24 protein-coding genes are annotated in these 22984 nt (G+C 54.5%); 15 read left to right on the forward strand and 9 right to left on the reverse strand.

Annotated features, from left to right (window positions below):
- Positions 1 to 583: 583 nt before the first annotated feature.
- The gene (locus G8770_RS06220; RefSeq protein WP_167183339.1) at positions 584 to 2101 is read left to right on the forward strand and encodes a fumarate hydratase; all 1518 of its coding nucleotides are present in this window, start codon (positions 584 to 586) and stop codon (positions 2099 to 2101) included.
- 169 nt (positions 2102 to 2270) lie between these two features.
- On the opposite strand, the gene G8770_RS06225 is transcribed toward G8770_RS06220, so the two are convergent.
- Both G8770_RS06225 and G8770_RS06230 read right to left on the reverse strand, forming a co-directional pair.
- A complete protein-coding gene (locus G8770_RS06225) occupies positions 2271 to 3431 on the reverse strand; it encodes a hypothetical protein (RefSeq protein WP_167183342.1) in 1161 nt (386 codons plus the stop codon).
- Between the two features lie 22 nt (positions 3432 to 3453).
- Positions 3454 to 4026: a MiaE family protein gene (locus G8770_RS06230; RefSeq protein WP_167183345.1), complete on the reverse strand. Its 573-nt coding sequence runs from the start codon at positions 4024 to 4026 to the stop codon at positions 3454 to 3456.
- Between the two features lie 232 nt (positions 4027 to 4258).
- On the opposite strand from G8770_RS06230, the gene fabV reads away from it, so the two are divergent.
- The 8 genes from fabV (at position 4259) to G8770_RS06270 (ending at position 11975) form a co-directional block, all read left to right on the forward strand.
- Entirely contained in the window at positions 4259 to 5446 is a 1188-nt protein-coding gene (fabV, locus tag G8770_RS06235) for an enoyl-ACP reductase FabV (protein WP_167183348.1), read from the forward strand.
- A gap of 208 nt (positions 5447 to 5654) precedes the next feature.
- A complete protein-coding gene (locus tag G8770_RS06240; RefSeq protein WP_167183351.1) occupies positions 5655 to 6545 on the forward strand; it encodes an MBL fold metallo-hydrolase in 891 nt (296 codons plus the stop codon).
- 130 nt (positions 6546 to 6675) lie between these two features.
- Positions 6676 to 7719, forward strand: a complete 1044-nt coding sequence (locus G8770_RS06245) for an NADP(H)-dependent aldo-keto reductase (RefSeq protein WP_167183354.1) — start codon at positions 6676 to 6678, stop codon at positions 7717 to 7719.
- A gap of 78 nt (positions 7720 to 7797) precedes the next feature.
- Entirely contained in the window at positions 7798 to 8028 is a 231-nt protein-coding gene (locus G8770_RS06250; protein WP_167183357.1) for a DUF2789 domain-containing protein, read from the forward strand.
- A 302-nt stretch (positions 8029 to 8330) separates the two neighbouring features.
- Positions 8331 to 9206: a 4-hydroxy-tetrahydrodipicolinate synthase gene (gene dapA / locus G8770_RS06255; RefSeq protein ID WP_167183360.1), complete on the forward strand. Its 876-nt coding sequence runs from the start codon at positions 8331 to 8333 to the stop codon at positions 9204 to 9206.
- 41 nt (positions 9207 to 9247) lie between these two features.
- Entirely contained in the window at positions 9248 to 10429 is a 1182-nt protein-coding gene (bamC, locus tag G8770_RS06260; protein ID WP_167183363.1) for an outer membrane protein assembly factor BamC, read from the forward strand.
- Positions 10430 to 10443: 14 nt separating this feature from the next.
- Positions 10444 to 11199 carry an MBL fold metallo-hydrolase gene (locus tag G8770_RS06265; RefSeq protein WP_167183366.1) on the forward strand — a complete coding sequence of 252 codons (756 nt, stop codon included), beginning with the start codon at positions 10444 to 10446 and terminating at the stop codon, positions 11197 to 11199.
- A gap of 491 nt (positions 11200 to 11690) precedes the next feature.
- A complete protein-coding gene (locus G8770_RS06270; RefSeq protein WP_341771092.1) occupies positions 11691 to 11975 on the forward strand; it encodes a PilZ domain-containing protein in 285 nt (94 codons plus the stop codon).
- Between the two features lie 88 nt (positions 11976 to 12063).
- On the opposite strand, the gene G8770_RS06275 is transcribed toward G8770_RS06270, so the two are convergent.
- Entirely contained in the window at positions 12064 to 12606 is a 543-nt protein-coding gene (locus G8770_RS06275; protein ID WP_167183369.1) for a leucine-rich repeat domain-containing protein, read from the reverse strand.
- Between the two features lie 366 nt (positions 12607 to 12972).
- On the opposite strand from G8770_RS06275, the gene G8770_RS06280 reads away from it, so the two are divergent.
- The 3 genes from G8770_RS06280 (at position 12973) to G8770_RS06290 (ending at position 15551) form a co-directional block, all read left to right on the forward strand.
- Positions 12973 to 13626, forward strand: coding sequence for a YiaD family glycine zipper/OmpA-like lipoprotein (locus G8770_RS06280; RefSeq protein WP_167183372.1), 654 nt, complete (start codon positions 12973 to 12975; stop codon positions 13624 to 13626).
- A gap of 402 nt (positions 13627 to 14028) precedes the next feature.
- Positions 14029 to 14538: a hypothetical protein gene (locus G8770_RS06285; RefSeq protein ID WP_167183375.1), complete on the forward strand. Its 510-nt coding sequence runs from the start codon at positions 14029 to 14031 to the stop codon at positions 14536 to 14538.
- Positions 14539 to 14705: 167 nt separating this feature from the next.
- A complete protein-coding gene (locus G8770_RS06290) occupies positions 14706 to 15551 on the forward strand; it encodes a class I SAM-dependent methyltransferase (RefSeq protein ID WP_167183378.1) in 846 nt (281 codons plus the stop codon).
- Positions 15552 to 15588: 37 nt separating this feature from the next.
- On the opposite strand, the gene G8770_RS06295 is transcribed toward G8770_RS06290, so the two are convergent.
- The 6 genes from G8770_RS06295 to G8770_RS06320 all read right to left on the reverse strand — a co-directional run bounded on the left by G8770_RS06295 (position 15589) and on the right by G8770_RS06320 (position 19176).
- Positions 15589 to 16023 (reverse strand): PaaI family thioesterase, encoded by a 435-nt coding sequence (locus G8770_RS06295; protein WP_167183382.1) that lies wholly within the window; start codon positions 16021 to 16023, stop codon positions 15589 to 15591.
- 63 nt (positions 16024 to 16086) lie between these two features.
- The gene (moaE, locus tag G8770_RS06300) at positions 16087 to 16536 is read right to left on the reverse strand and encodes a molybdopterin synthase catalytic subunit MoaE (RefSeq protein WP_167183385.1); all 450 of its coding nucleotides are present in this window, start codon (positions 16534 to 16536) and stop codon (positions 16087 to 16089) included.
- A 46-nt stretch (positions 16537 to 16582) separates the two neighbouring features.
- The gene (gene moaD, locus G8770_RS06305) at positions 16583 to 16834 is read right to left on the reverse strand and encodes a molybdopterin converting factor subunit 1 (RefSeq protein WP_167183388.1); all 252 of its coding nucleotides are present in this window, start codon (positions 16832 to 16834) and stop codon (positions 16583 to 16585) included.
- A gap of 39 nt (positions 16835 to 16873) precedes the next feature.
- Entirely contained in the window at positions 16874 to 17353 is a 480-nt protein-coding gene (gene moaC / locus G8770_RS06310) for a cyclic pyranopterin monophosphate synthase MoaC (protein ID WP_167183391.1), read from the reverse strand.
- Between the two features lie 119 nt (positions 17354 to 17472).
- Positions 17473 to 18063, reverse strand: a complete 591-nt coding sequence (locus G8770_RS06315; RefSeq protein WP_167183394.1) for a YceI family protein — start codon at positions 18061 to 18063, stop codon at positions 17473 to 17475.
- Positions 18064 to 18423: 360 nt separating this feature from the next.
- Positions 18424 to 19176: an ABC transporter permease gene (locus G8770_RS06320; RefSeq protein ID WP_167183397.1), complete on the reverse strand. Its 753-nt coding sequence runs from the start codon at positions 19174 to 19176 to the stop codon at positions 18424 to 18426.
- A 215-nt stretch (positions 19177 to 19391) separates the two neighbouring features.
- Here G8770_RS06320 and G8770_RS06325 point away from each other — a divergent pair, with 215 nt between their 5' ends.
- The 3 genes from G8770_RS06325 to ahpF all read left to right on the forward strand — a co-directional run bounded on the left by G8770_RS06325 (position 19392) and on the right by ahpF (position 22944).
- Complete coding sequence (locus G8770_RS06325) at positions 19392 to 19931, forward strand: DUF2058 domain-containing protein (RefSeq protein ID WP_167183400.1); 540 nt, start codon at positions 19392 to 19394, stop codon at positions 19929 to 19931.
- A 623-nt stretch (positions 19932 to 20554) separates the two neighbouring features.
- The gene (ahpC, locus tag G8770_RS06330) at positions 20555 to 21124 is read left to right on the forward strand and encodes an alkyl hydroperoxide reductase subunit C (RefSeq protein ID WP_167183403.1); all 570 of its coding nucleotides are present in this window, start codon (positions 20555 to 20557) and stop codon (positions 21122 to 21124) included.
- 212 nt (positions 21125 to 21336) lie between these two features.
- Positions 21337 to 22944 (forward strand): alkyl hydroperoxide reductase subunit F, encoded by a 1608-nt coding sequence (ahpF, locus tag G8770_RS06335; protein WP_167183406.1) that lies wholly within the window; start codon positions 21337 to 21339, stop codon positions 22942 to 22944.
- Positions 22945 to 22984: the final 40 nt, after the last annotated feature.

Genomic DNA, 22984 nt, shown 5'->3' on the forward strand with positions numbered 1-22984 from the left:
GGTGCGATGGATTGCCGTTAATTCGATGCCTGATGGCTGGGTTAAAACGCTGGGAAAAGAGTCGCGGCGGTGTTTTTTTGAGGGAGTCGGGGCCGGGCCAGGCGCTGCGCCCGGGTGGGTAAAACAAGCTTGTCGGTCATAGGCCGAGGGTATCATTCCGTAGAGAAAGCCTCGTTTCTGTTATTTCGGTTGTGCATTTGTTTTGGCGAAACACGCCCAGTCATCTTTGGGGTCTGGGTGTTCGGTTAGCCGTTCACTTGAAAGTCCAGGTTATAAAAACAAATTCACAAATTAAGTTTAGAGCTACCTTGAGCATATGCAAGGCGGAAGCCTGACTAATTGCCGCCACGGGTGTGGAAAGGCTTGATGGCTCTCTTGCTGGCAGTGTCTTCGGGATGCGCCGTTGGTCGTCATTGGGCGGCGTTTGATCGGGGGCAGTCCCCTCAGAGATCGAGTCCTCAGTTGCCTCTGGGGGCAAGACGGACGGACAAACCCGCTTCGCTGGTGTAGAATCGGCGCCTTAACCGTGATACGGGACGACTTAGTCCTTCGATTCTGACAACCTGAGTGAGAGATGTAGCCGATGACTACGGTAATTCGTAAAGACGATCTGATTGACAGCATCACCGATGCGCTTCAGTTCATTTCCTACTACCACCCGAAAGATTTTATCCAGGCCATGAATGCCGCCTATGAGCGTGAAGCCAGCCCTGCGGCCAAAGATGCCATGGCTCAGATTCTCATTAACTCACGCATGTGTGCCGAAGGCCATCGTCCGATTTGTCAGGATACCGGCATTGTCAGCGTCATCATGAAGATCGGTATGGATGTCCAGTGGGAGACCGATTGCAGCATCGAAGAGATGATCAACGAAGGCGTGAGACGCGCCTACGATCACCCAGACAATAAACTGCGTGCCTCGGTGCTGGCCGATCCGGATGGCGCTCGAAAAAACACCGGTGATAATACCCCGGCCATGATCACCTACAAAATGGTGCCTGGCGATAAAGTGGATGTGCACGTAGTGGCCAAAGGCGGCGGCTCCGAGGCGAAGACCAAATTTGCCATGTTGAACCCTTCCGACTCGGTAGTGGATTGGGTGTTGAATGTGTTGCCGACCATGGGTGCTGGCTGGTGCCCACCGGGCATTCTGGGTATTGGCATTGGCGGCACCGCCGATAAGGCCATGGCGATGGCGAAAGAAGCGCTGCTGGACCCGATCGACATCCAGGACTTGCAGGCTCGCGGTGCGACCAACCGCTCCGAAGAGCTGCGTCTCGAATTGATGGAAAAAGTGAACAATCTGGGCATTGGTGCACAGGGGTTGGGTGGCTTGACGACCGTGCTTGATGTCAAAGTGAAGGACTGCCCGACGCACGCGGCCAATAAGCCGATTGCGATCATTCCTAACTGTGCGGCTACCCGGTTGTGCAAATTTACCCTGGACGGTACCGGCCCTGCGTTGCAAACACCTCCGAGCCTCGACGACTGGCCGGAAATTACCTGGGAAGTGGGCAATGCCCGCCGTGTGAATCTGGATGACATTACCAAAGCCGACGTGGCTGAATGGCAACCGGGCGAAACCATTTTGCTGTCCGGTAAGTTGCTGACCGGCCGTGATGCTGCCCATAAACGCATGGTCGACATGATCGCCAAAGGCGAAGAGCTGCCGGTGGATTTCACCAACCGTATGATTTACTACGTGGGTCCGGTTGACCCCATCGAGGGCGAAGTGGTGGGCCCCGCTGGTCCTACCACGGCCACGCGTATGGATAAATTCACCCGCACCATGCTGGAGAAAACCGGCCTGATTGGCATGGTGGGTAAAGCCGAGCGCGGTGTGATGGCGATTGAGGCCATCAAAGACAACAAAGCGGTCTACTTGATGGCTGTGGGTGGTTCTGCGTATCTGGTGTCCAAGGCCATTAAAGCCTCGAAAGTGGTGGGTTTTGAAGATCTGGGTATGGAAGCCATTTACGAGTTCACCATTGAAGACATGCCGGTCACCGTGGCCGTGGATGTCAACGGCGAGTCGGTGCACCAGACCGGCCCGCAGATCTGGAAGGCCAAAATCGAAGAGGGCGTGATCGAGGTTCAGTAAGCCTCGTCACTGACTTTCTTTAGATAAAAAACCGGAGCTTGCTCCGGTTTTTTGTGGATTTTATTTACTTCTCACTCAGTGTGGATGGCGCCGCCAGAGAGGGTAGTCTGGGCTGACTCGCCACTCGCCACTCGCCACTCGCCACTCGCCACTCGCCACTCGCCACTCGCTAGAGCGGCTTTGGCGGAAACGCCTCCGCCTGCAAAAAACGCACAAATTTCAATGTTCGGAAGGCGTCCAGCCAGTGGTGGAAGTGTTGGCTTTGCCAGTCAGGGTTCGGGTTTTGTTGCAGGTGTTTCAGGCACTGTGGAAAGTCCAGACTGGCGAGAGCCGACTGAGTGATGGCGGGCAGTCGGAGCAGGGCTGCTGCGGGCGGCTCTGCACTGGTGATCGCCGCGGTAAGCGTCGCAAGACACTCTTGCAGGTGATCAAAAATGACCGGGTCGTAACTGAGTACGGGCTGATCTTCTTCCAGCGCGTGCAGGATTTTCAGGGTGGCCGGTCCGGTGCCGAAGGGGACCCGGTGGGACAGTCGTGGTTGCAGTTCCACTCTGGCGGTCAGGTGTTCAATGGCGCCCAGCTTGGCCAGTTTGTTGAGCAGGTAAAAGTCTTCGCCGCCGGAGCGTTTGGGAAAGCCGCGGGCCTGGCAATAGTGTTTGTGATTCAGTACTAAAATGCTGCCGATGGTGTGGTAGGCATAGGGTGAGCCCGCGTGTTTTAAACCGTTAACATAGTGGTGCAGGGTGCGCTCATAGTGTTCGGTGGCCTGACTGGTCAGGTCTTTACCGCGGCGGTGCTGGAAATCGTAGGTGGCAGCCGCGCTGTTTTCTGCCAGTTGTTGCGCTGCGTTGAAATATTCGTCGGGCAGGAAGGCGTCGGCATCCGTGCTGTGGATCCAGGGTGAGGCAATGAAGCCGTCGGCAATCAATTGGGCGGCCAGGTCACAGCCAATTTTTCGGGCTAGGCCCACGCCCTGTTTTTTCGGGATGGGGTGATGGTGACGATCGACACAGAGCACCCCGCGCTGAGGGTTGCCGTAGAGGCTCAGTGTGCCCTGTGCCCACTGTATGGGCAGTGTGTCGGAGAGTGTTTTGAATAGCTGGTCATTGGCCGCACAGGCGTCAATGTGATCGGGCCGGTTGATCACCAGAATTACCAGCACCGAATCTGGGGTCGGGTGGCGGTGGAGCAGCTGCTGGATAAACCCGAAGGGTTCGTCGTAAGCGGGGATGACCAGCGCGTGCTGGTATCGACTGGCGTCAGGCCAGGTGGCCAGCTCACGCACTTCGACTTCGGCGTATTGGCTGAGGTATTTTACGGTTGCGCTCATTTCTGCATGATCGCCTTGGGGTTCAGTGCAAGGCGGGTCGTAAGGGCAGGGATTTAACGATCCCGGCCTCAATGTCGAGCAGTTCGTCCATGCGCTGGTCGATTTCGGCTTGGGGGAAATATTCAGCGGCAAGATCGATGAACAGACGGTTGTGTTTCGCTTCCGATTTGGCAATGGCCTGGTAAAACTCCTGTAATTTTCCTGCGGGCAGGGCCTCGCCGACCAGGCCAAAGCGTTCACAACCACGGGCTTCAATGATGCCGGCGGTTAACAGGCGATCCAGAAAATACACCTCGCTGCCTTTGCGCATCACTTTGCGGAAGGCGTTGATGTAGGGGTCCTTTTCATCCGCCCCCAGCTGCAGGCCGCGCTCGGTCATAATTTTCACCACTTCGCGAAAGTGGGTCATTTCTTCGATGGAGAGATCGATCATGGCTTTGACCAGCTTGGTACGATCCGGGTAGTGCGACAACATGGAAATGGCCATGCCCGACGCCTTCTTTTCGGCGGCGGCGTGGTCGACCAGAAAAGCATCCATCTGCTCGATGACGATTTGAGCCCATTCGGGGGGAGTGTTGTAGCGCAGTTTGAACATGGGTACAGCCTGGTGATTGTGGGGAATAGGGTGGGCATTATAGCCAGCCTGAACGGAAAATCAGACAGTTAGTTGGCCGCAATGGAGGGAAATCACTGTTTTCTCGGACGTGGGTGACTATAATGTCCAGCCAGTGGCGCTTGAAATAGCCATCCATCTAGACCATAAATCGAGGCAGGGGAGTTGCTCCAATTGCCCGTTACTCCAGCAATCATTCTTACGGGATTGAAACATGATAATTAAACCCAAGGTTCGTGGCTTTATTTGTACAACGGCTCATCCACAAGGTTGCGCTGCCCACGTTCAGGAGCAGATTGAATACATCAAAGACCAGGGCGCCATTGCCGGTGCGCCCAAGAATGTTCTGGTGATTGGCTGCTCCAATGGTTATGGTTTGGCATCCCGGATTACAGCGGCCTTTGGTGGTGGTGCCAATACCTTAGGGGTGTGCTTTGAAAAGCCGCCGACCGAGAAGCGCACCGCTTCAGCCGGCTATTACAACACCGTCGCCTTTGAGAACGCTGCCAAGGCAGAGGGCTTGTACGCCGAAAGCATCAATGGCGATGCCTTTTCGGACGAATGCAAAGAGAAAGCCATTGCCCTGTTGAAAGAAAACATGGGTAAGGTGGACCTGATTGTCTACAGCCTGGGAGCGCCTCGTCGCCAGGACCCCAAAACCGGTGAAGTCTATTCCAGCGTGCTGAAGCCTATTAACGAAGGTTATACGGCGAAGAACCTGAACACCGATACCTTGACCATTACCGACATCACCGTCGAGCCGGCCAACGAAGAAGAGATTGTCCAGACCGTTAAAGTCATGGGCGGTGAAGATTGGGAGCTGTGGATTGAGGCGCTGAAAGAGGCGGATTTGCTGGCCGAAAAGTGCAACACCGTGGCCTACACCTACCTCGGTGAAAAATTGACCTGGCCTATTTATGGCCACGCCACCATCGGCAAAGCCAAAGAGGACCTCGATCGCGCGGCCAAAGCCATTAATGAACAGTTGGCCCCGGTGCATGGCAAGGCCAATGTCTCGGTGCTGAAGGCCCTGGTGACTCAGTCCAGCTCGGCGATTCCAATCATGCCGCTGTACATCTCGCTGGTCTACAAGGTGATGAAAGAAGAGGGCACACACGAAGGCTGTATTGAGCAGTTGTACCGTTTGTTTACCGAAGGTTTGTATGCGGACGCCCCACGCCTGGACGAGCAAAATCGCTATCGCATGGACAACCTTGAGTTGCGCCCCGAAACTCAGGCGAAGATCGAAGCTTTGTGGCCACAGGTGACCGAAGAAAACCTGTTCGATTTGACGGATTACAAGGGTTACAGCGAGGAATTTCTCAAGTTGTTCGGCTTTGGCTGGGACGGCGTTGATTATGAGACCGATACGGACCCGATGGTTGAGGGTAACTTCAAGTAAGCGGCAGTAATTGAGCTTGTTCTTCAGTTAAAACGGCCGAATCACTCGGCCGTTTTTGCATCTGTTTTTGCCAGGTTAGCCGGTTAAATCTGACAAATCTGCGTTTCAACTTTCCCTAAGCCCCCGTAAATTGTTAGCCTTGTCTGGTTCAGCCCCATTGTCAGGGTGGCTAAAGAGCCACCGAAGACTTCACGATGCAGGAATAGCTATGGCCGACATACACACCACACTGGTTCATTTTGACCTGATTTACGATGAACCTGTTGTCCTTTCGCCTTTGGTTAAACGTATAACGGCCAACAACCCCAGCTTGTTTACCGGTCCGGGCACCAACACTTACCTCATCGGCACCGATCGCTTTACGGTGGTCGATCCGGGACCCAACGAACCGGCGCACATTGAGGCGATTCTCAAGGCGACCGATGGCAAGATTGACCGGATTCTGGCGACCCACGGCCATGAGGACCACTCCCCGGCCGCTAAACCTCTGGCCGATGCCACCGGTGCACAGATGATTGGCCTGACGGTGAATCCGGATCTGGAGCATCTGGATACCACCTTTACCCCTGAGCGGGATGTGGCAGACGGGGAAATCATTGATTGCGGTGACTATCAGATAAAAGCGATTTACACGCCTGGGCATCTTAAACGCCACGTCTGCTTTTTGCTGCAGCAAGAGCAAATGTTGTTTGCCGGGGATCATATTATGCAAGGAGCTACCGTGGTGATCATTCCGCCACACGGCGGTACCATGTGGGAATACCTGGAGTCACTGGACAAGCTCAAAGGCACGGGCATCGAATTGCTGGCGCCGGCGCACGGACATTTGTTGTCCGACCCCGACAAGGTGTTTCAGGAGCTTTACGACCACCGCTTGTCCCGTGAGCACAAGGCCTTGAGTGTGTTGCAATCCATGAAAAAAGGCACCATCGAAGAACTGGCACCGCTGGTCTACCCTGAGGTGGAAGGGGACTTGATCAAGGGCACACACATTGCCCTGTGGTCCCATTTGCAGAAGCTGGTTCACGATGGCAAGGCGACCAAGCACCACGAAAAACACTGGATCGTGGGCGAAGAAATCTGGGAAATCATTGAGTAAGTTTCTGCCGTAATTGCGGGAATTGTTTGACGGCAAGGTGCTGCGGCCCTGCATCAGCGACAGGCCCTAACTCAGCCACATGCCGCTAGTAGAGTCTGAACCCATCCATTATTTTAAGGAGAAACTACCCATGGAATACCGCCAATTAGGTAAAACCGACGTCCAAGTTAGTGCCATTGCCTTGGGGACCATGACCTGGGGGCAGCAGAATACCGAGGCGCAGGCGTTTGAGCAGATGGATTATGCCCTGACGCGAGGAGTGAATTTTTTTGATACGGCGGAGATGTACCCTGTGCCGCCTCGCGCGGAGACCTTCGGTCTGACCGAAACGTACATCGGTAACTGGCTGGCCAGCCGCGGGGCGCGGGACAAGATCGTTCTGGCGAGCAAGGTCACCGGGCGCGGCGACAACAATCCGGGCGTCCAGCACGTTCGCGGTGGGCCGCGGCTCAGCAAGGCCCACATCCAGCAGGCCATCGATTCGTCTTTGCAGCGCTTGCAGACTGATTATCTCGATCTTTACCAGTTGCACTGGCCGGAGCGTGAGACCAACTTTTTTGGCAAGCTGGATTATCGCCATGGCGCTGACGATGGCATCTCGTTGCGAGAGACGCTGGAGGCGCTGGCGGAATTGGTGCAGCAGGGCAAGGTGCGCCACATTGGTCTGTCGAATGAGACGCCCTGGGGGGCGATGAGCTACTTGTCGCTGGCCAAAGAGTTTGATTTGCCCGTTCCGGTGTCTATTCAAAACCCATATTGCCTGGTGAATCGCAGCTATGAAATTGGCCTGGCGGAGGTTTCCATGCGTGAGCAGATGGGGCTGCTGGCCTATTCTCCGCTCGGCGGAGGCGTGTTGAGTGGCAAGTACCTGCATGGCCAGCGGCCGGAAGGAGCCCGGATGACGCTGTTCGAGCGGTTTACCCGCTACAGTAATGAGCGCACCGAGGCCGCCGTGGCCGACTATGTGGCGCTGGCCCGGAAATACGGGCTGGACCCCGCGCAAATGGCGCTGGCGTTTGTTACCCGTCAGGAGTTTGTCACCAGCAATATCATTGGGGCGACCTCAATGGCGCAGTTAAAGTCCAACATCGACAGCTGGGATCTGGTTCTGGAGCCGGAACTGCAGGCGGACATCGAGGAAATACACCGGAGAAATCCGAATTCTGCGCCATAAGCACTGGCATTGGTGGGGGTCTGATGTAGGGTGTCTATACTGTAAAAAAGCGTTCATTCACCGGGAGGAAGGCACACCATGGACACCAGTCTGCACTCAATGACGACGTTGTTTCAGCAATTGGGCTTGCCCCATCAAGACAGTGATATTGAGGGCTTCATTGCCCAGCATCGCCTGGAAAAAAGCCAGGCACTGGCGGAGGCGTCGTTTTGGAATGCCAACCAGGCCCGCTTCCTGAAAGAGGCGCTGGAAGATGACGCAGACTGGGCTGAAGTCGTGGACCAGCTGGATGCGCGTTTGCGTTATTAAGCGGCTCCGTCCGATTCGAGGCTGGCCTCTGAGTCAAGCCCGGCCCCTCCCTCTGGTCCCCCCCAGATCCTGCCAATGCCTCTGGAGGACGACAGGCCCGCTGCTCCGGGGATCTCTCATCCCCGCCGGTATGAGCGCCTGCGGGGCGCTCTGGCGCAGGTTGATTTAGGGATTTGTCAGCCAGATCCGGTTTTACCCACCCTTATCTGCCGAATAAAGAAAAGAAAATGGCATGGGAACTTGTGTCGGGGTTAGGGCGTCAGTAACATACCGCTTTTGCTTTACCCTGACGGAGATAGTGCATGTTTCAAGGCAGTATGGTTGCCCTGGTAACCCCAATGACAGCAGATGGCCAGCTGGACTGGGAAGGACTCCATAAATTAGTGGACTGGCACCTGGAAAAAGGTACCCATGCCATTGTTGCAGTGGGTACGACGGGGGAGTCCGCTACGTTAAACGTCAGTGAGCACCTGCAGGTCATCCGAAAGGTGGTTGACCAGGTTAATGGGCGTATTCCGGTGATTGCCGGGACCGGCGCAAACTCTACCTCCGAAGCGATTGAGCTCTCTCTGTCCGCCAAAGGGGCGGGTGCGGATGCCGGCTTATCCGTCACGCCTTATTACAACAAGCCTACCCAGGAGGGCTTGTTTCTCCATCATCAGGCCATAGCCAAAGCGGTAGCGTTGCCGCAGATGCTTTATAACGTACCGGGTCGTACCGGTGTGGATATGCTGCCTGAGACCATTGCCCGCCTGTCGGCCATTGACAATATCATTGGTGTGAAAGAAGCGACCGGTGAGCTGGACCGCGTCAGCTGGTTGCTGGAGAACACCCCGGATGATTTCCTGGTGGTTTCTGGTGATGACTTGACGGCGGTAGAGCTGATGCTACTGGGTGGTAAAGGCAACATCAGTGTCACGGCCAACGTCGCGCCGGCGGAAATCGCGAAAATGTGTGAGTTGGCGATCGCTGGCAAAGCCGACGAAGCCCGGGCGATTCACCAGCGCTTACTGCCGGTGCACCATGCGATGTTTGTGGAATCCAATCCGATTCCCGTGAAATGGGCTGTGGCTGAGATGGGCCTGATGCAGGCTGGAATACGTTTGCCTTTGACGCCATTAGCGGATAGCTATCATCAGCAGGTACGCGATGCCCTGAAGGGCGCTGATCTACTGTAAGATTCTGATCCAAGATCCTTTGATGACAAGATGAAAAAATAATGATGAATCGTTTGGTTTTGCGTGTCGCTTTGTTGGCCGCGGTTGGGGGTGTGTCGGGTTGTAGTTCACTGTTTGGTCAGGAAGGCTTTTTTCGTGACCGTGGCGATGACTATTTGAATGCCGATATGGTTCCCCCTATGAAGTTGCCTGCAGGTGTCAGTGAGCAAGGCATTCAGCAGTTGTATGTGGTTCCCCAAATCAGCAATAAAGAGGTGGACTTCAGTGGCACTTTTGAGGTGCCCCGGCCGCAAGCGCTTTCAGACAGTGCCTTTACCGATCGGGTAAAAATTCAGAAGCTGGGTGAAAAACGCTGGATTCTGGTCAGTGCCTCTCCAGCCGAAGTCTGGCCTCAAGTGAGAAGCTTTCTGTCCAGAAATAATCTGGAAGTGGTCTACACGGATGCCACCAACGGGGTCATTGAAACCGGCTGGCTGAAGTTCAAAGGGGATGAAGAATTCAAAGACAAGTATCGCCTTCAAATTGAGCAGGGTGTGCAGCCCGACAGCACTGAAATTCATGTGTTGCACATGAGTGTGGCGCAGGACACTCCCGGGCGCGGGCAGGTAAACTGGCCGGCTTCATCGGCCAATCTGGAGCGTGAAGCCTGGATGATGGATGAGCTGGCAGCCACCATCGCCAGTGACGGGGGTAGTGGGCAGGCGGCCTCGCTGCTGGCTCAAACCATTGGCTTGAGCGGCAAGGTTAATCTGGAAGCGGGTCAGGGCGAGCCTTACTTGCACCTGATGCTGGATTACGCCCGTGCCTGGGCGACGGTAGGTCATGCCGTCAATCAGGATGGTTTCACTCTGTGGGAAAGTGACGATGTGGTCGGTGTTTACTATGTCAACTTTGACCCTGCAGCCACCGAAGAGGGTGACGATGAGCCCGGTTTCTTCAGTGGATTGTTTGGTGGCGATGAAGAGCCGCGCGCCTCCAGTCCATATTCTCTGAGAGAAGTCCTGGCGCATTTGCAACTCGATGATACGGCCGAGAATCGTCAGATTTTCAGCAGCGTGTCGAGCACATCGGCTGAAAAGTTAAAAGATGTTCCGGGTTACCTGGTGGTCGTTCGCGGTAGCGGCGATGACATCAAAGTCCGAATTCGCGACGGTTACGCGCGTAACCTGCCGGCTCGGGATGCGAAAAAACTGCTGAATATCATTCGTAACAACCTGATTTAATCCCAGTGGCGGCGATGAGGTTTGCTTCGCTGGGAAGTGGCAGCCGGGGTAACGGCACTCTGGTTGAGTGGCGGGATCACCTTTTATTGGTTGATTGTGGTTTCACTATCAAAGAGGTGGAGCGGCGTATCGAGCGGTTGGGTCGGTCTGTGGCTGACGTTACCGCCATTCTGGTGACGCATGAGCACGCCGATCACTTGAAAGGCGTGCCGCCACTAGCGCGTAAATACAAGTTGCCGGTGTACATGACGCCGGGGACTTTTCACAGCCGGGATCTCGGCAAATTGTCTGAGTTAAACCTGATTCAGGGTTATCAGTCCTTTCATTTTGGGGATTTGGAGGTCCAGCCTGTTGCTGTTCCGCACGATGCCCGGGAGCCCGCCCAGTTTATTTTTCAGGCCGACGGTAAGCGCCTGGGGATCTTAACGGACCTTGGCAGTATCAGCGCGCATGTAGAAGCCTACTTCTACAACTGCGATGCGCTTCTGTTGGAGGCTAATCACGATCCGCAGATGTTGGCCTACGGCCCGTACCCGCCCTCTCTCAAGCAGAGAGTCGGTGGACCTTGGGGGCATTTGAGCAATCAGCAGGCGGCTGGCTTTTTGACGCGGGCAGATGCCGAGCGCCTGAAATGTCTGGTCGTGGGGCACATCAGCCAGAAGAACAACTCCCTTGATCGTGCCCAGGAAGTTCTGGCAGAGGTGACTGCGAGCATTGAGCAGGTCACTTATGCCTGTCAGGACGAAGGGTTCGACTGGATCCAGGTCTGAGGTGCGTGAGTGCGACCCAGGTCATGCGTGTAAATGCCGGCTAGTGGGTGCACACTTTCGCGCTTCATTATTGGCAACCTGTCAGACCTGACAGCTTTTGTCCACATCTGCACTATTTATTTTTGAGCTTTCGCCTGAATCTATTGCTATCCCGATAAAACCTTTGCAAAAAAATGTAACTCACTGAAGCATAAAGAAAAACCCTTATGTGGTCACATTGTATCCAGGTTGTCATAAGTCTGTGACAGCGGGGGGTCAGGGCAGATGCCCAAGCGGGATCCACAGAGTTATCCACAGTTACAGTGGATAACTCATGATTTATGACTGATGCTTTCGGCGACAAGGTTGTGGTGAGCGGGCCTATTCGATGCCAATACGATGTTGTCATCTCATAATTAAGGGGGCCGCTGACTTTATCGAAGGTCTTAAATATGGTTTGATTGAAAGCTTAAACCAGAAAGTCTCAATCTTTGAGCAGGAGGCAAGAAGACGTGATAACAGTGGATGAACGCCGTCAATTTGAGCGCAAACCGACTTCTATAAGAGTTGAGATGACGCACCCGGCTTTTGGCACCATCATTGGGTTTGCCAGGGATATCTCCGATGGTGGAGCGTCAGTTCTGATTGAAAATTATCAGGTGCCGCCGGTGGGTACCATCGTCGAAGTGCGTTTCAAAAAGATGGTTGGGCCCATTAATGCCGAGCCCGTCAAGATGCAGATTGTGCATCACCACCGAAATACGGCCGGCTTGATGTTTATCCCCGACAATCTTTAACCTATTGCCCGGACTGTCAGAGGCATTGGCCGCTGAATAGTCCATGCAGTTTGACGGGGGGATTCATTAAGGCTTTGTTCAGTCTCTTTCAGCGACACTGTCCAGGCAGCTGCAGTTTACTGCTGCTGTTTTGTTGCAGTTGGTGCAGATCACCGCACTCCAAAACGGGGTTGTTCTCCAGTTTGACTTCTTTCAGGGCGGGAAGGGTCAGCAGCTCTGGCACCTGAACCAGGTGATTGTCATTGAGTATGACGACTTCCAGTTTGGACAGGTGCTGCAGCGGCGTGATGCTCGAAATCTGGTTATTTTCCAGGTTGATTTCACGAAGGTTGGTGAAGGCTTCCAAACCTTTCAGGCTGGTTAGGCCGGCATGGCTGCAAATTAGGCGGGTGACTTCGGCAAACGTTGTGAAATTGCCGTCTTTGATCATCTGGTCCAGGCAGTTCCTGAGGTTGGGGTCTTCGGTTGTAAAGTCTGTCAACAGACCTTGTGGTGAATACATCACCGTTTCGTTGAAGGTCATTTGGTAGCGGCTGCAGGCTGTAAGGCCAAAAGCGAGTGCCAGCGACGTCACCACGATAGTTGTTATGTTGTTAAAACGGTTGAGGGCTGCGGTTAGGCCTTGTTTCATGAAGCTGTCCTGAATGATGGGGCTGATCCCGATGATCGAATGCGCGATTGTAACAAGATGGGTTTGGAAAAGCGTGGGGCATGTCGCAGGCAATTGCGCAAAGGCTGGTAGAATTGCGCGTCACTTTTTACGGGGCAGTGTATAAGAGTGACGTAGTAAAAGGATTCCAGTCTCACCTGTTGGCAAGCCAGCAGAGAGTTGGGGTAGTAGTTTTGAAATTCAGTAAACTTTTTAACACATCAGTTTTCTAAAATGGCAGTTCGATGCGCTTGTTGTCGCCATGATCACGGCTCGCCGTTATGGTCAGGGGGGCGTCGGTAGTAACAGGATGTCGCTGTTTTACAAAAGCAAAATTAGGGGAAAATCATGTCACGTATATTAATCGCACTGTTTGTTACTTTGGCGGTGGGCTGTATGTCTACCGATCCATACACGGGCGAACAAAAAGCCAGCAATACTTCGGTCGGTGCGGGTGCGGGTGCTGTTATGGGGGCCATTGTGGGGGCGGCAACCTCAAGTAAGAAAGATCGCGGCAAAGGCGCTTTGACCGGTGCGGTTGCTGGTGGTGCGATTGGCGGTGGCGTTGGCTATTACATGGATAAGCAGGAAACAGAGTTGCGCAATAAGTTGCAAGGTTCTGGTGTGCAGGTTCGTCGTGAGGGTGACACTATTCGGCTGATCATGCCGGGTAACATCACGTTCGATTCTGGGCAAAGTGCTATTCGTGGTAACTTTTACCCAACACTCAACTCTGTGGCGGTGGTCTTGGCCGAATTTGATCGTACCGCGATTCGCGTTGCTGGCCATACTGACTCCACCGGCGGAGCCGAGCTGAATCAGCGCCTGAGTGAAGACCGTGCAAACAGCGTCAGGCAGTACCTGATTTCACAAAACGTGGCTTCTGGTCGTATTCAGACCAACGGCTATGGTCCTCGCTACCCTGTGGCCAGTAATAACACCGCAGAAGGTCGTCAGGCTAACCGTCGTGTAGAGCTGGAGCTGCTGCCACTGGATTCTTAATCCTCCCGACACAGTGACCAGCTGGGCGTTTCTCAATCGCCCAATCGAAAAACGCCGCCGCCTGTTGATCAGGCTGCGGCGTTTTTTCATACTGTCTCGCATCTCGCATCTCGCATCTCGCATCTCGCATCTCGCATCTCGCATCTCGCATCTCGCATCTCGCATCTCGCATCTCGCATCTCGCATCTCGCACCTCGCACCTCGCACCTCGCACCTCGCACCTCGCACCTCGCACCTCGCACCTCGCACCTCGCACCTCGCACCTCGCACCTCGCACCTCGCACCTCGCATCTCGCATCTCACATCTCGCACCTCGCATCTCCTATCTCGTGGCTCGCATCCAACCTTGGCTTTGTAGTAAGCTAGCGCGCATCAAAATGCCCATTTATTGGTAAACACACCATGATTAAACGTATCTGGCTGTTGCTGTGTCTGCTGTGCATGCCGTTAGCGTCGGGGGCTGCAGATGAGGCAGAGGCCCGCTTCGCGGAACCTCCGGCGGCTGACCGTGCGATTGAAGGCGCTTCGACTGAAAGACTGGCATCGCAGGCGGATGCCGTTGCCCGGGTGAAAATAGCACATGTGAACAGTGTGATTAATCCGGCAATGAGTCGCCCGGGAATGCTGGCGATTGAGGCGTTTTCCTATCAACTGCTGTGGGGGCGGGTTTGGAAAGGGGAGTCTCGCCCGGGGGTCGAGTTATGGATCAGCCTCAATGACTGCCCCCAGAAGCTGGAGAAGGGGGAGGAGTACCTGGTTTTCGTTCAGCAACAGGGAGCGCAGTGGACACTGAGCGGGTGTCAGCAGGTCATTCCTGCCGCCGACGCGGAGCCGCGTATGGTTCAGCTGGACAGAATATTTAAAACGTCCGCGGAGCAGATCGCCGGCCTGGTTGAGACCGCAAGCCCTTGAGCCGAGTTCGTGGTCAGGTTGTAGGGGGGCAGGCTTGCATGTAGCCGGTACCCAGAATGTGATTCACCCCGGAGCTACATTCACCTCATCCGATTTTTATCAACGACCAGAACATCATCAACGACCCGTACTTCATTAACCCCAGGACGTTTTACGACAGACCCCCTATGCCATTATCACCGTATCCATTAGCGGTCGTGTATCAGAGTTCGGAGTCCCATCCGGAGATCGAGCCGCAGGCCATCGAATTGGCGAAACGGCTGTCCTTGCCGCACAGCGATTCGTGGGCCGAATTCAGCCGTTCGGGACAGGAGGGGTTCGTGCTCTTGCTGACGGAGCAGGGCTTGGCTTTGCAGCAGCTGGGCAAAAAAGCGCCGGGTCCCATTCGGGTCGATTTTGGCGCGGGAGCCATGGCTCACCGGCGCAAGTTCGGAGGTGGCGCCGGCCAGATGATTGCCAAGGCGGTTGGGGTGAAAGCCAGTCGGCCATTGCATGTACTGGACGCGACGGCGGGTTTGGGTAAGGACGCCTTTGTGTTGGCGAGTTTGGGGTGCCTGCTGACGCTGCATGAGCGCAACCCTGTTGTCGCGGAATTATTGGCGGACGGTCTGCGGCGCGGTCGCCAGACGGGTGATCTGGAATTGGCGACTATTCTGGAGCGTATGACCCTGTTGGCTTGTGACAGTTTGCTGGGTCTGGCTAACAATCCACAGCTGGGAGGCGCTCCTGGCGTGGACATTGCCCCCATTGATATTGTGTATCTGGACCCCATGTTTCCCGACCGCAGTAAATCCGCCAGTGTGAAAAAAGACATGGCGGTTTTTCATCAAGTCGTGGGCAAGGATGAAGATGCCGATGAGCTGCTGCCATTGGCCAGGTCAGTGGCGCAGTATCGCGTGGTGGTGAAACGGCCTCGCAAGGCGCCGTTTTTAAACAGCGAAGCCCCCACCTACCAGTTAAGTGGGAAAACCAGCCGCTACGATATTTACGTCAACAAGAAGATACCCGACTGACTCTGATGATGGGCCTGGGGCTATTGGACGCGCCTGTTTAGGATTGGATGTTATCGCGGCGAGTCAATTTGATCACGCCGCTGGCGGTTAAGATTGTCTGGTTGTTCACTTGCAGGGTGCAACGGGTAAACGCCAGATTTTTCCCCTGACGGGTGATGTCACCTCTCCCCAACATCAAATCCCCGGCTTTCGATGGACCGACAAAATCGCTGTTGCAATTCACCGTGACCACACTGGCTATGTCCTCGGTAAAGGCGGCCATACACAAACAATAGTCGGCGAAGCTCATCAGCAGCCCGCCATGGGTGATGCCAAACAGGTTGCAGTGATGCGGCTGAACACGAAAGGCCGCGTGGCAGACGTCGCCATCGCGGTGATAGAAAAACGGCCCCAGGTAATCTTCGGCGGTATCGCCCGGGTAATGTTGAAAATGCGCCGGGATGTCGTAATCCTGAGGGTTAAATGTTGCCATGATGAATCTCTTGCTGACCGGTAATGCTCCAGGGTTTAGCGGGATGCTGATCGACGCAGTGCTTTATTTTTCCCACCGCTGCGCAGAATCCTCATCGGAACGGCGGGCATCGACCCAGCGGCCACCCTGTTCGGTCTGTTCCCGCTTCCAGAAGGGGGCTTGGGTTTTGAGGAAATCCATAATGAATTCGCAGGCCGAAAAAGCGTCGCCGCGGTGTGCGCTGGAAACACCCACAAACACGATTTGATCACTGGGGAGTAAATTCCCGACCCGGTGAATGATGCGCACTGCCTGCAGATTCCAGCGGCTTTTGGCCTTTTCCACAATGTCAGCCAGAACGTTTTCCGTCATCCCGGCATAGTGCTCAAGGAAGAGCGACTTGACGTTGTCGCCGTCGTTAAAATCGCGCATCAACCCCACAAACGTGACAATAGCGCCGATACTGGGGCAGTCCTGGCGCAGGGCTGCGTACTCGTGTTGCAGGTCAAAATCCTGCTCCTGAACGACAATCATGTTGGTCTCCCCGGTTCGATTGCATTGGTGGGTGAAATGGGGGGCGTTAACCGCCGGTGACCGGTGGGAAAAACGCCACTTCCTCATCGCCCTGTAAGGGGGTTTCCCAGCCAGCGACCTGTTGGCCGACGGCCACAAACAGTCCGGGGCGGTGCAGGGCGGTTTGCCAGTTGTCGCCGCGACGACAAAGGAATTCGCGCAATGCCGCCACGCTGGTAACCCCTTCCGGTAACTCCAGAGTTTCTTCGTGAGTGCCCAGATCTTCACGCAGTCGGGCAAAAAAAAGCAGTTTCAACATACAAATTCGGCTCCAGTCACTGTTATGGATAGTCGTGTTTTACTCATTAGCTTGCCAGTGGCCGGACTTTCCGCCCTGTTTGTCCAGCAGGCGAACCTGACTGATCACCATGCCTTTATCGACGGCCTTGCACATGTCGTACAGGGTCAGTGCGGCCACAGAGACGGCGGTCAATGCTTCCATTTCGACACCGGTCTGGCCGCGCAGCTTGCACGTGCTCTCAATCCGGACCTGATTGAGCTCTGGTAGCGCTTGCAGCTCGACCTTGATGGAGGTCAGCATTAGGGGGTGGCAGAGGGGAATCAGGTCTGAGCACTTTTTGGCCGCCTGAATACCGGCAATGCGCGCCACGGCAAACACGTCACCTTTTTTGTGGCCGCCTTCAATAATGAGCTGCAGGGTTTCGGGAGTCATGGTGACAAAGGCTTCGGCAGTGGCCTGGCGCTGGCTGTCGTCTTTCTGGCCAACATCAACCATGTGGGCATGCCCCTGACTGTCCAGGTGGGTGAGTTTACTCATAGATCTCGTGGCTCTGATGCCTTAGCGGCGCTGGGGTTATTGATGATTCTTATGATACCTCAAGTAGTGAGGGATGCCCTCCTGCAGTGTGCAGGAGGGGGGAGGAACCGCTGTCGGACTTATTTGGCGTCAAACACGAATTCGGCCGTGACAGGAACGGCCGCGCTGATGGACGGCAGGCCAGCCAGTTTTTTCAGTTCATTGACACCGGCCACCAGGGCAAAGTCGGCGGCATTGATAATGACGGGCTGCAGGGTGGCAACTTGCAAATTGCCGTTAGTCAATGCGGTCACTTTCACTGTGGCCGCGACGGTGTTTGTCTGGCCGTGCAGGTTGAGAGTCATGGATATGTCCTGGGTCAGCGATTCGCCGGCTTTGAGGGCTTTAACCGCAGCAGTGTCTACCTGCCCCGTCAGTTCGGCTGTGGGGAATGCGCCGGCTTCAGATAACACTTTCAGCAAGCGCTCATCACGGATCGGAATCTTGGTGTCTACGCTGCTCAAATCAATGTTTACGTTGACTTGTCCACTGTCGGACAGCGTGCCGGAAACGCTTTTGAAGGTGTGAATTTCAGCCACGGCCGACTTCTTTACCGAGACGAAGTTGAGTTGGGATTGTTCATTATCCAAGGACCAGTCCGCCTGGCTCACGCCGGAGATTACCAACAGTGAGGAGGCGATCAGGGCGGTTTTCAGTGAATTGCGTTTCATTCGGTAGTTCCTTTTTTGATGAGTTAAAGCTTATTTGGGTGGTGTAAGGCTCGTTTAATGGCGACGGGCTTTGTCATATAAAAACGGTTATATCAACATATTGGGCTGTGATATATGAACAAATGGATGCACTTCTTAAGAATTTCAACATAACAGTAATATAAACTAGCCCCACGTGAGTGTGAATGCCACAGTAGGTTGCGACTGTTTAGTTTTGTTGAGGTGGTAGAATTTGGGGAAACTTATCGCCAAGTACCTTGCAGTCCATAGCCCTGACATCCATAGTCCATACCTTGTGAAGGGGTATGGCATGCCGTCTTCACCGTTTTATCACCGGCCGTCGGTAATTCTCAGGTTGGTTTACGCATCAGGGGCTGCCGGTTCCTTCCCCTTTTGAGGCTGGTGGGGTTTTAGAGTGTGTGCCAACGGTGTGTTTCTCAGGCTCCATAACAAGATGGCACTGCCAACACCGCTACAGCCCAACACCATCGCCATGATCATAATTTGATAGCGTACAGCAATTAGCGGTGAAATGCCGGACAGGATTTGCCCGGTCATCATGCCGGGTAACGCCACCAGCCCCACCGCCAATAACCCGTTTATTTGAGGAATCATGGCCGCGTTGAAAGCGGTCAGGCGGGCCTGGGCCACCGGGTTGCCTTGCCTTAATTCCGCGTGATAGCGTTCTGCAGACAAACTGAGGGCATTCATGGTGTTGGCGAGGTACATCCCCGCCAGCGGGATAAACAGGTTGGGGGTATACCAGGTTTCCGCTGCCATCACGAGTTTCAACGACAACAGTAAGTGAAAGCTCACCGAGATCAGCAGTGCCAACAGGGCTGGCTGAAAGTAGCCCGGCTGGCCCCGCACTGGTCTGATGGCAATCCACGAAGCCACCGCCAGCATGAGGGTGACCACGGCCAGGCTGGTCCAGGGCGAGGGGCTGTCAAACAGAAACACCAGCACATAGCCAACCCCCACCAGCTGGATGACCATGCGGGCGCTGGAAATCAGTACTTCAGAAGGTTTTCCGTGCCAAATGAAGTAAATACCACTGACCAGGGCAATGGGCAGCAGGCACCACATCAGTCCCCACCAGGTAATGGTTGTCATAACGTCTCAGCTGTCAGTTGCGAAATCGCTGCTATGGTTGTGTGAGTGCTATCGTTTTGTAAATACTGTCGTGGTCTGACCACGATCGCTAGCTGAATTCTACACTGATATGCGCCAGACACTATGCGCCGGAGGATTTATTGATAAAATAGACCCCGCTTCCATCGTCGCGGATGGGGGGCGTTGAAGGCAGGACATCATATTTAGGAAAGCTCATGAGCTCTTTACAAGATCAATTGATGAAAGCAGGTTTAGTGGATGCCAAAAAGGCCAAACAAACTCAGAAAGACAAGCGTAAGGCGACGAAGATCCAGAATAAGTCCAAGCAAACCGTTGTGGACGAAACCAAGCTGCAGGCTCAAAAGGTTCAGGAAGAAAAAGTAGCCCGCGATCGTGAGCTGAACGCTCAGCGCAAGGCAGAGGCGGATCGTAAAGCCATTGCCGCTCAGATCAGGCAGCTGATTACGTTGAATGCCCAGGCCAAAGGTGGTGGCGATATTGCCTATAACTTTACGGACGGCAAACAGATCAAAAAGATCTTTGTGTCAGAAACGGTTCAGAATTTATTGGTTCGTGGTCGCCTCACCATCGTCAAGCTCGATGAGAATTATGAGCTGGTGCCCTTTCCTGTGGCTGAAAAAATCGCCGAGCGGGATGAGTCCGTGGTGATTGCCCTGAGCACGGCCCAGGACGCGCAAGTGGAAGAGGATGATCCTTATGCGGATTATCAGATTCCGGATGACCTGATGTGGTAGAGGGCCTTCAGCCCCTGCTAACGGCCTGTTCAGAGAAATTGCTGGCAGCAACCGCTGGAGCTCGCTGATCAACCGAGGGGCTCCTTGCAGGAGACTCCTCGTCGGCGCTTTCTCTGCCCATGCTTTCAGGTCACTGTGGCTAATTCTCTGAGGCAAATGTTGAGGATACTGCCCTTGGGGTAATGCCCTCAGTTCATTCCCTCAGGTTAATGCCCAGGTGTTCGATGGTGAGGGTTTCTGTCTGCCCCCGCCTTGTCTGACATCGACTTTGCTGTCGCCAAATACCCTCTCATCAAGACAGCCCCTCATCCATACTGCCCCTCATTCCTACAGCCCCTCACCAAAACAGCCCCTCACCAAAACAGTCCCTCATCAAAACAGCCCTGGTTGTGATCCGCTCCTTACGTGGGCAGAGGCTTTGCTGTGTGCAGGCTTCACGCAGGCCTTGGGTTGAGTCATAGAAGATTCCTATGAAAACGGTCGGTTCTAACGATTTTAACAATGACCCGTGTTTTCCTACTATAGCTCCCGTCAACGCAATTTGTGAATTCAAACGGTTCACAAGGCGTACAACCCCATGAACTTCTGTAAACAACCCCATGAACTACTGTAAGGAAAATACGATGTCACGTTCTCTCATCAACACTGAAGTGAAACCTTTTAACGCCACGGCCTACCACAACGGCGACTTCGTCAGCGTCAGCGATGCAGACCTGAAGGGCAAGTGGTCTGTGGTGTTCTTCTACCCCGCCGACTTCACCTTTGTGTGTCCGACCGAACTGGGCGATTTGGCGGACAATTACGCCGAGCTGCAGCAGCGTGGTGTTGAAGTGTACTCCGTCTCGACCGACACCCACTTCACCCACAAAGCCTGGCACGACTCATCCGAGACCATTGGCAAAATTCAGTACCCCATGATCGGCGATCCTACGGGTCAGATCACGCGCAACTTTGAAGTCATGATTGAAGAAGATGGCCTGGCTGAGCGCGGTACGTTTGTCATCGACCCGGAAGGCAAAATTCAGATCGTAGAAATCAATGCCGGTGGCATTGGTCGCGATGCCGGCGAGCTGCTGCGCAAGATCAAAGCGGCACAGTACGTAGCGGCCAACCCTGGCGAAGTCTGTCCTGCCAAGTGGCAAGAAGGTGAAGCAACATTGGCTCCTTCATTGGACCTGGTTGGCAAAATCTAACCACCGATTGAGTCGCCTGGTGTTGGCGCTGATGCGGTTACAGCCAACGGTAAACAGCGTGAGGTCCATAGGCCGACCGCTGCACTAACCGCAACCGATCAACGTGTTGGCAAGGCCCTCCTCCTCTCTGCGCTCTTCAGGGGGAGGGGGGCTGCGCTAGGCAGAGATGTAAACACAGTAATCAACGGTCAGATGCAATACGGAGTCAAAGCATGTTAGACAATACCCTTAAACAACAGTTGGACACTTACTTAAAAAATCTGGTGAAACCGATTCAAATTACTGTGTCCACAGATGACAGCGCCAAATCTCAGGAAATGGTGGCACTGGCCGATGATATTGCCAGTCTGTCGGAAAAAATTTCTTTAGTCATTGATGATAATACGCGTTTGCAAAAAACCAACCGCACACCATTGATGGCGATTGCCCCACAGAGGGAAGTTGCGCGCGTCGAATTCGCCGGCTTGCCGATGGGGCACGAATTCACCTCGCTGGTGCTGGCACTGTTGCAAGCGGGTGGACACCCGTCTAAAGCTACGGCAGAGCAGCTGGCGCAAATTGCCGCGTTGGACGGTGAATTTAACTTCGAAACCTATATCTCGCTTAGTTGCCAGAACTGTCCTGACGTTGTGCAGGCGCTGAATCTGATGGCGGTCTTGAACCCCAATGTGCGCAATACCATGATCGATGGTGCGTTGTTTCAGGCAGAAGTGACCGAGCGTCGTATTATGGCCGTGCCTTCCGTGTATCTGAATGGGGTGCCCTTCGGCTCGGGGCGCATGACCCTGGACGAAATTCTGAACAAGGTCGACAGCAAAGCCGGTGAACGTCAGGCCGCAGCCCTGGCGGAAAAACAACCTTACGAAGTGCTTATCGTGGGCGGTGGCCCGGCCGGTGCGTCGGCGGCGATCTACTCGGCGCGCAAAGGCATTCGTACCGGTGTGATTGCGCAACGCTTCGGCGGACAAATCATGGATACAGTTGCCATTGAGAACTTTATTTCGGTTTCCGCCACAGAAGGTCCAAAACTGGTGGCCAATCTGGAGCAGCACGTCATGGACTACGACGTGGATGTGATGAAGGCGCAGAAGGCAGTCGCGCTGCGGCAGAGCAATGGCGCCGATGGCAAAAGGGTGGAAGTTACCCTGGAAAACGGGGCGACACTGATTTCCAAGTCCATCATTCTGGCAACCGGCGCACGCTGGAGAGAAATGAATGTGCCCGGGGAGCAGGAGTACCGCGGTAAAGGCGTGGCCTACTGCCCGCACTGTGATGGTCCGTTATTTAAAGGCAAGCGTGTGGCGGTCATCGGGGGTGGCAACTCCGGGATTGAAGCGGCTATTGACCTGGCTGGAATCGTTGAGCATGTCACTGTATTGGAATTTGCCGATACGCTGCGCGCTGATGACGTTTTGCAGCGAAAAGCACGGTCGATGAACAATATTGACATTATCACTGCAGCCATGAGCACCGAAGTGTTGGGTGATGGCCAGCGAGTGACGGGATTGAACTACACCGATCGCGCAACCGGTGAAGAGAAAACCGTCGCGTTGGCGGGTGTTTTTGTCCAGATTGGCCTGGTGCCGAATACTGACTGGCTGAAAGGCGTTGTAGAGTTGAATCCGCGGGGTGAGATCATGGTCGACAGCCGCGGTGAGACCTCCATTCCCGGCGTATTTGCTGCCGGAGATGTGACGGATTCGGCCTACAAGCAAATCATTATTTCGATGGGTTCGGGGGCAACGGCAGCGCTGTCAGCGTTTGATCACTTAATTCGGCTGCCGGCTCAGGGTGTGGCAACTTCCGAGAGGGCCGCGTAACGCACAGCGCGATATCCAGAAAATCCCCTTGCGCTCAGCG

Source organism: Pseudomaricurvus hydrocarbonicus (genome assembly GCF_011602365.1).
GTDB lineage: Bacteria > Pseudomonadota > Gammaproteobacteria > Pseudomonadales > Cellvibrionaceae > Pseudomaricurvus > Pseudomaricurvus hydrocarbonicus.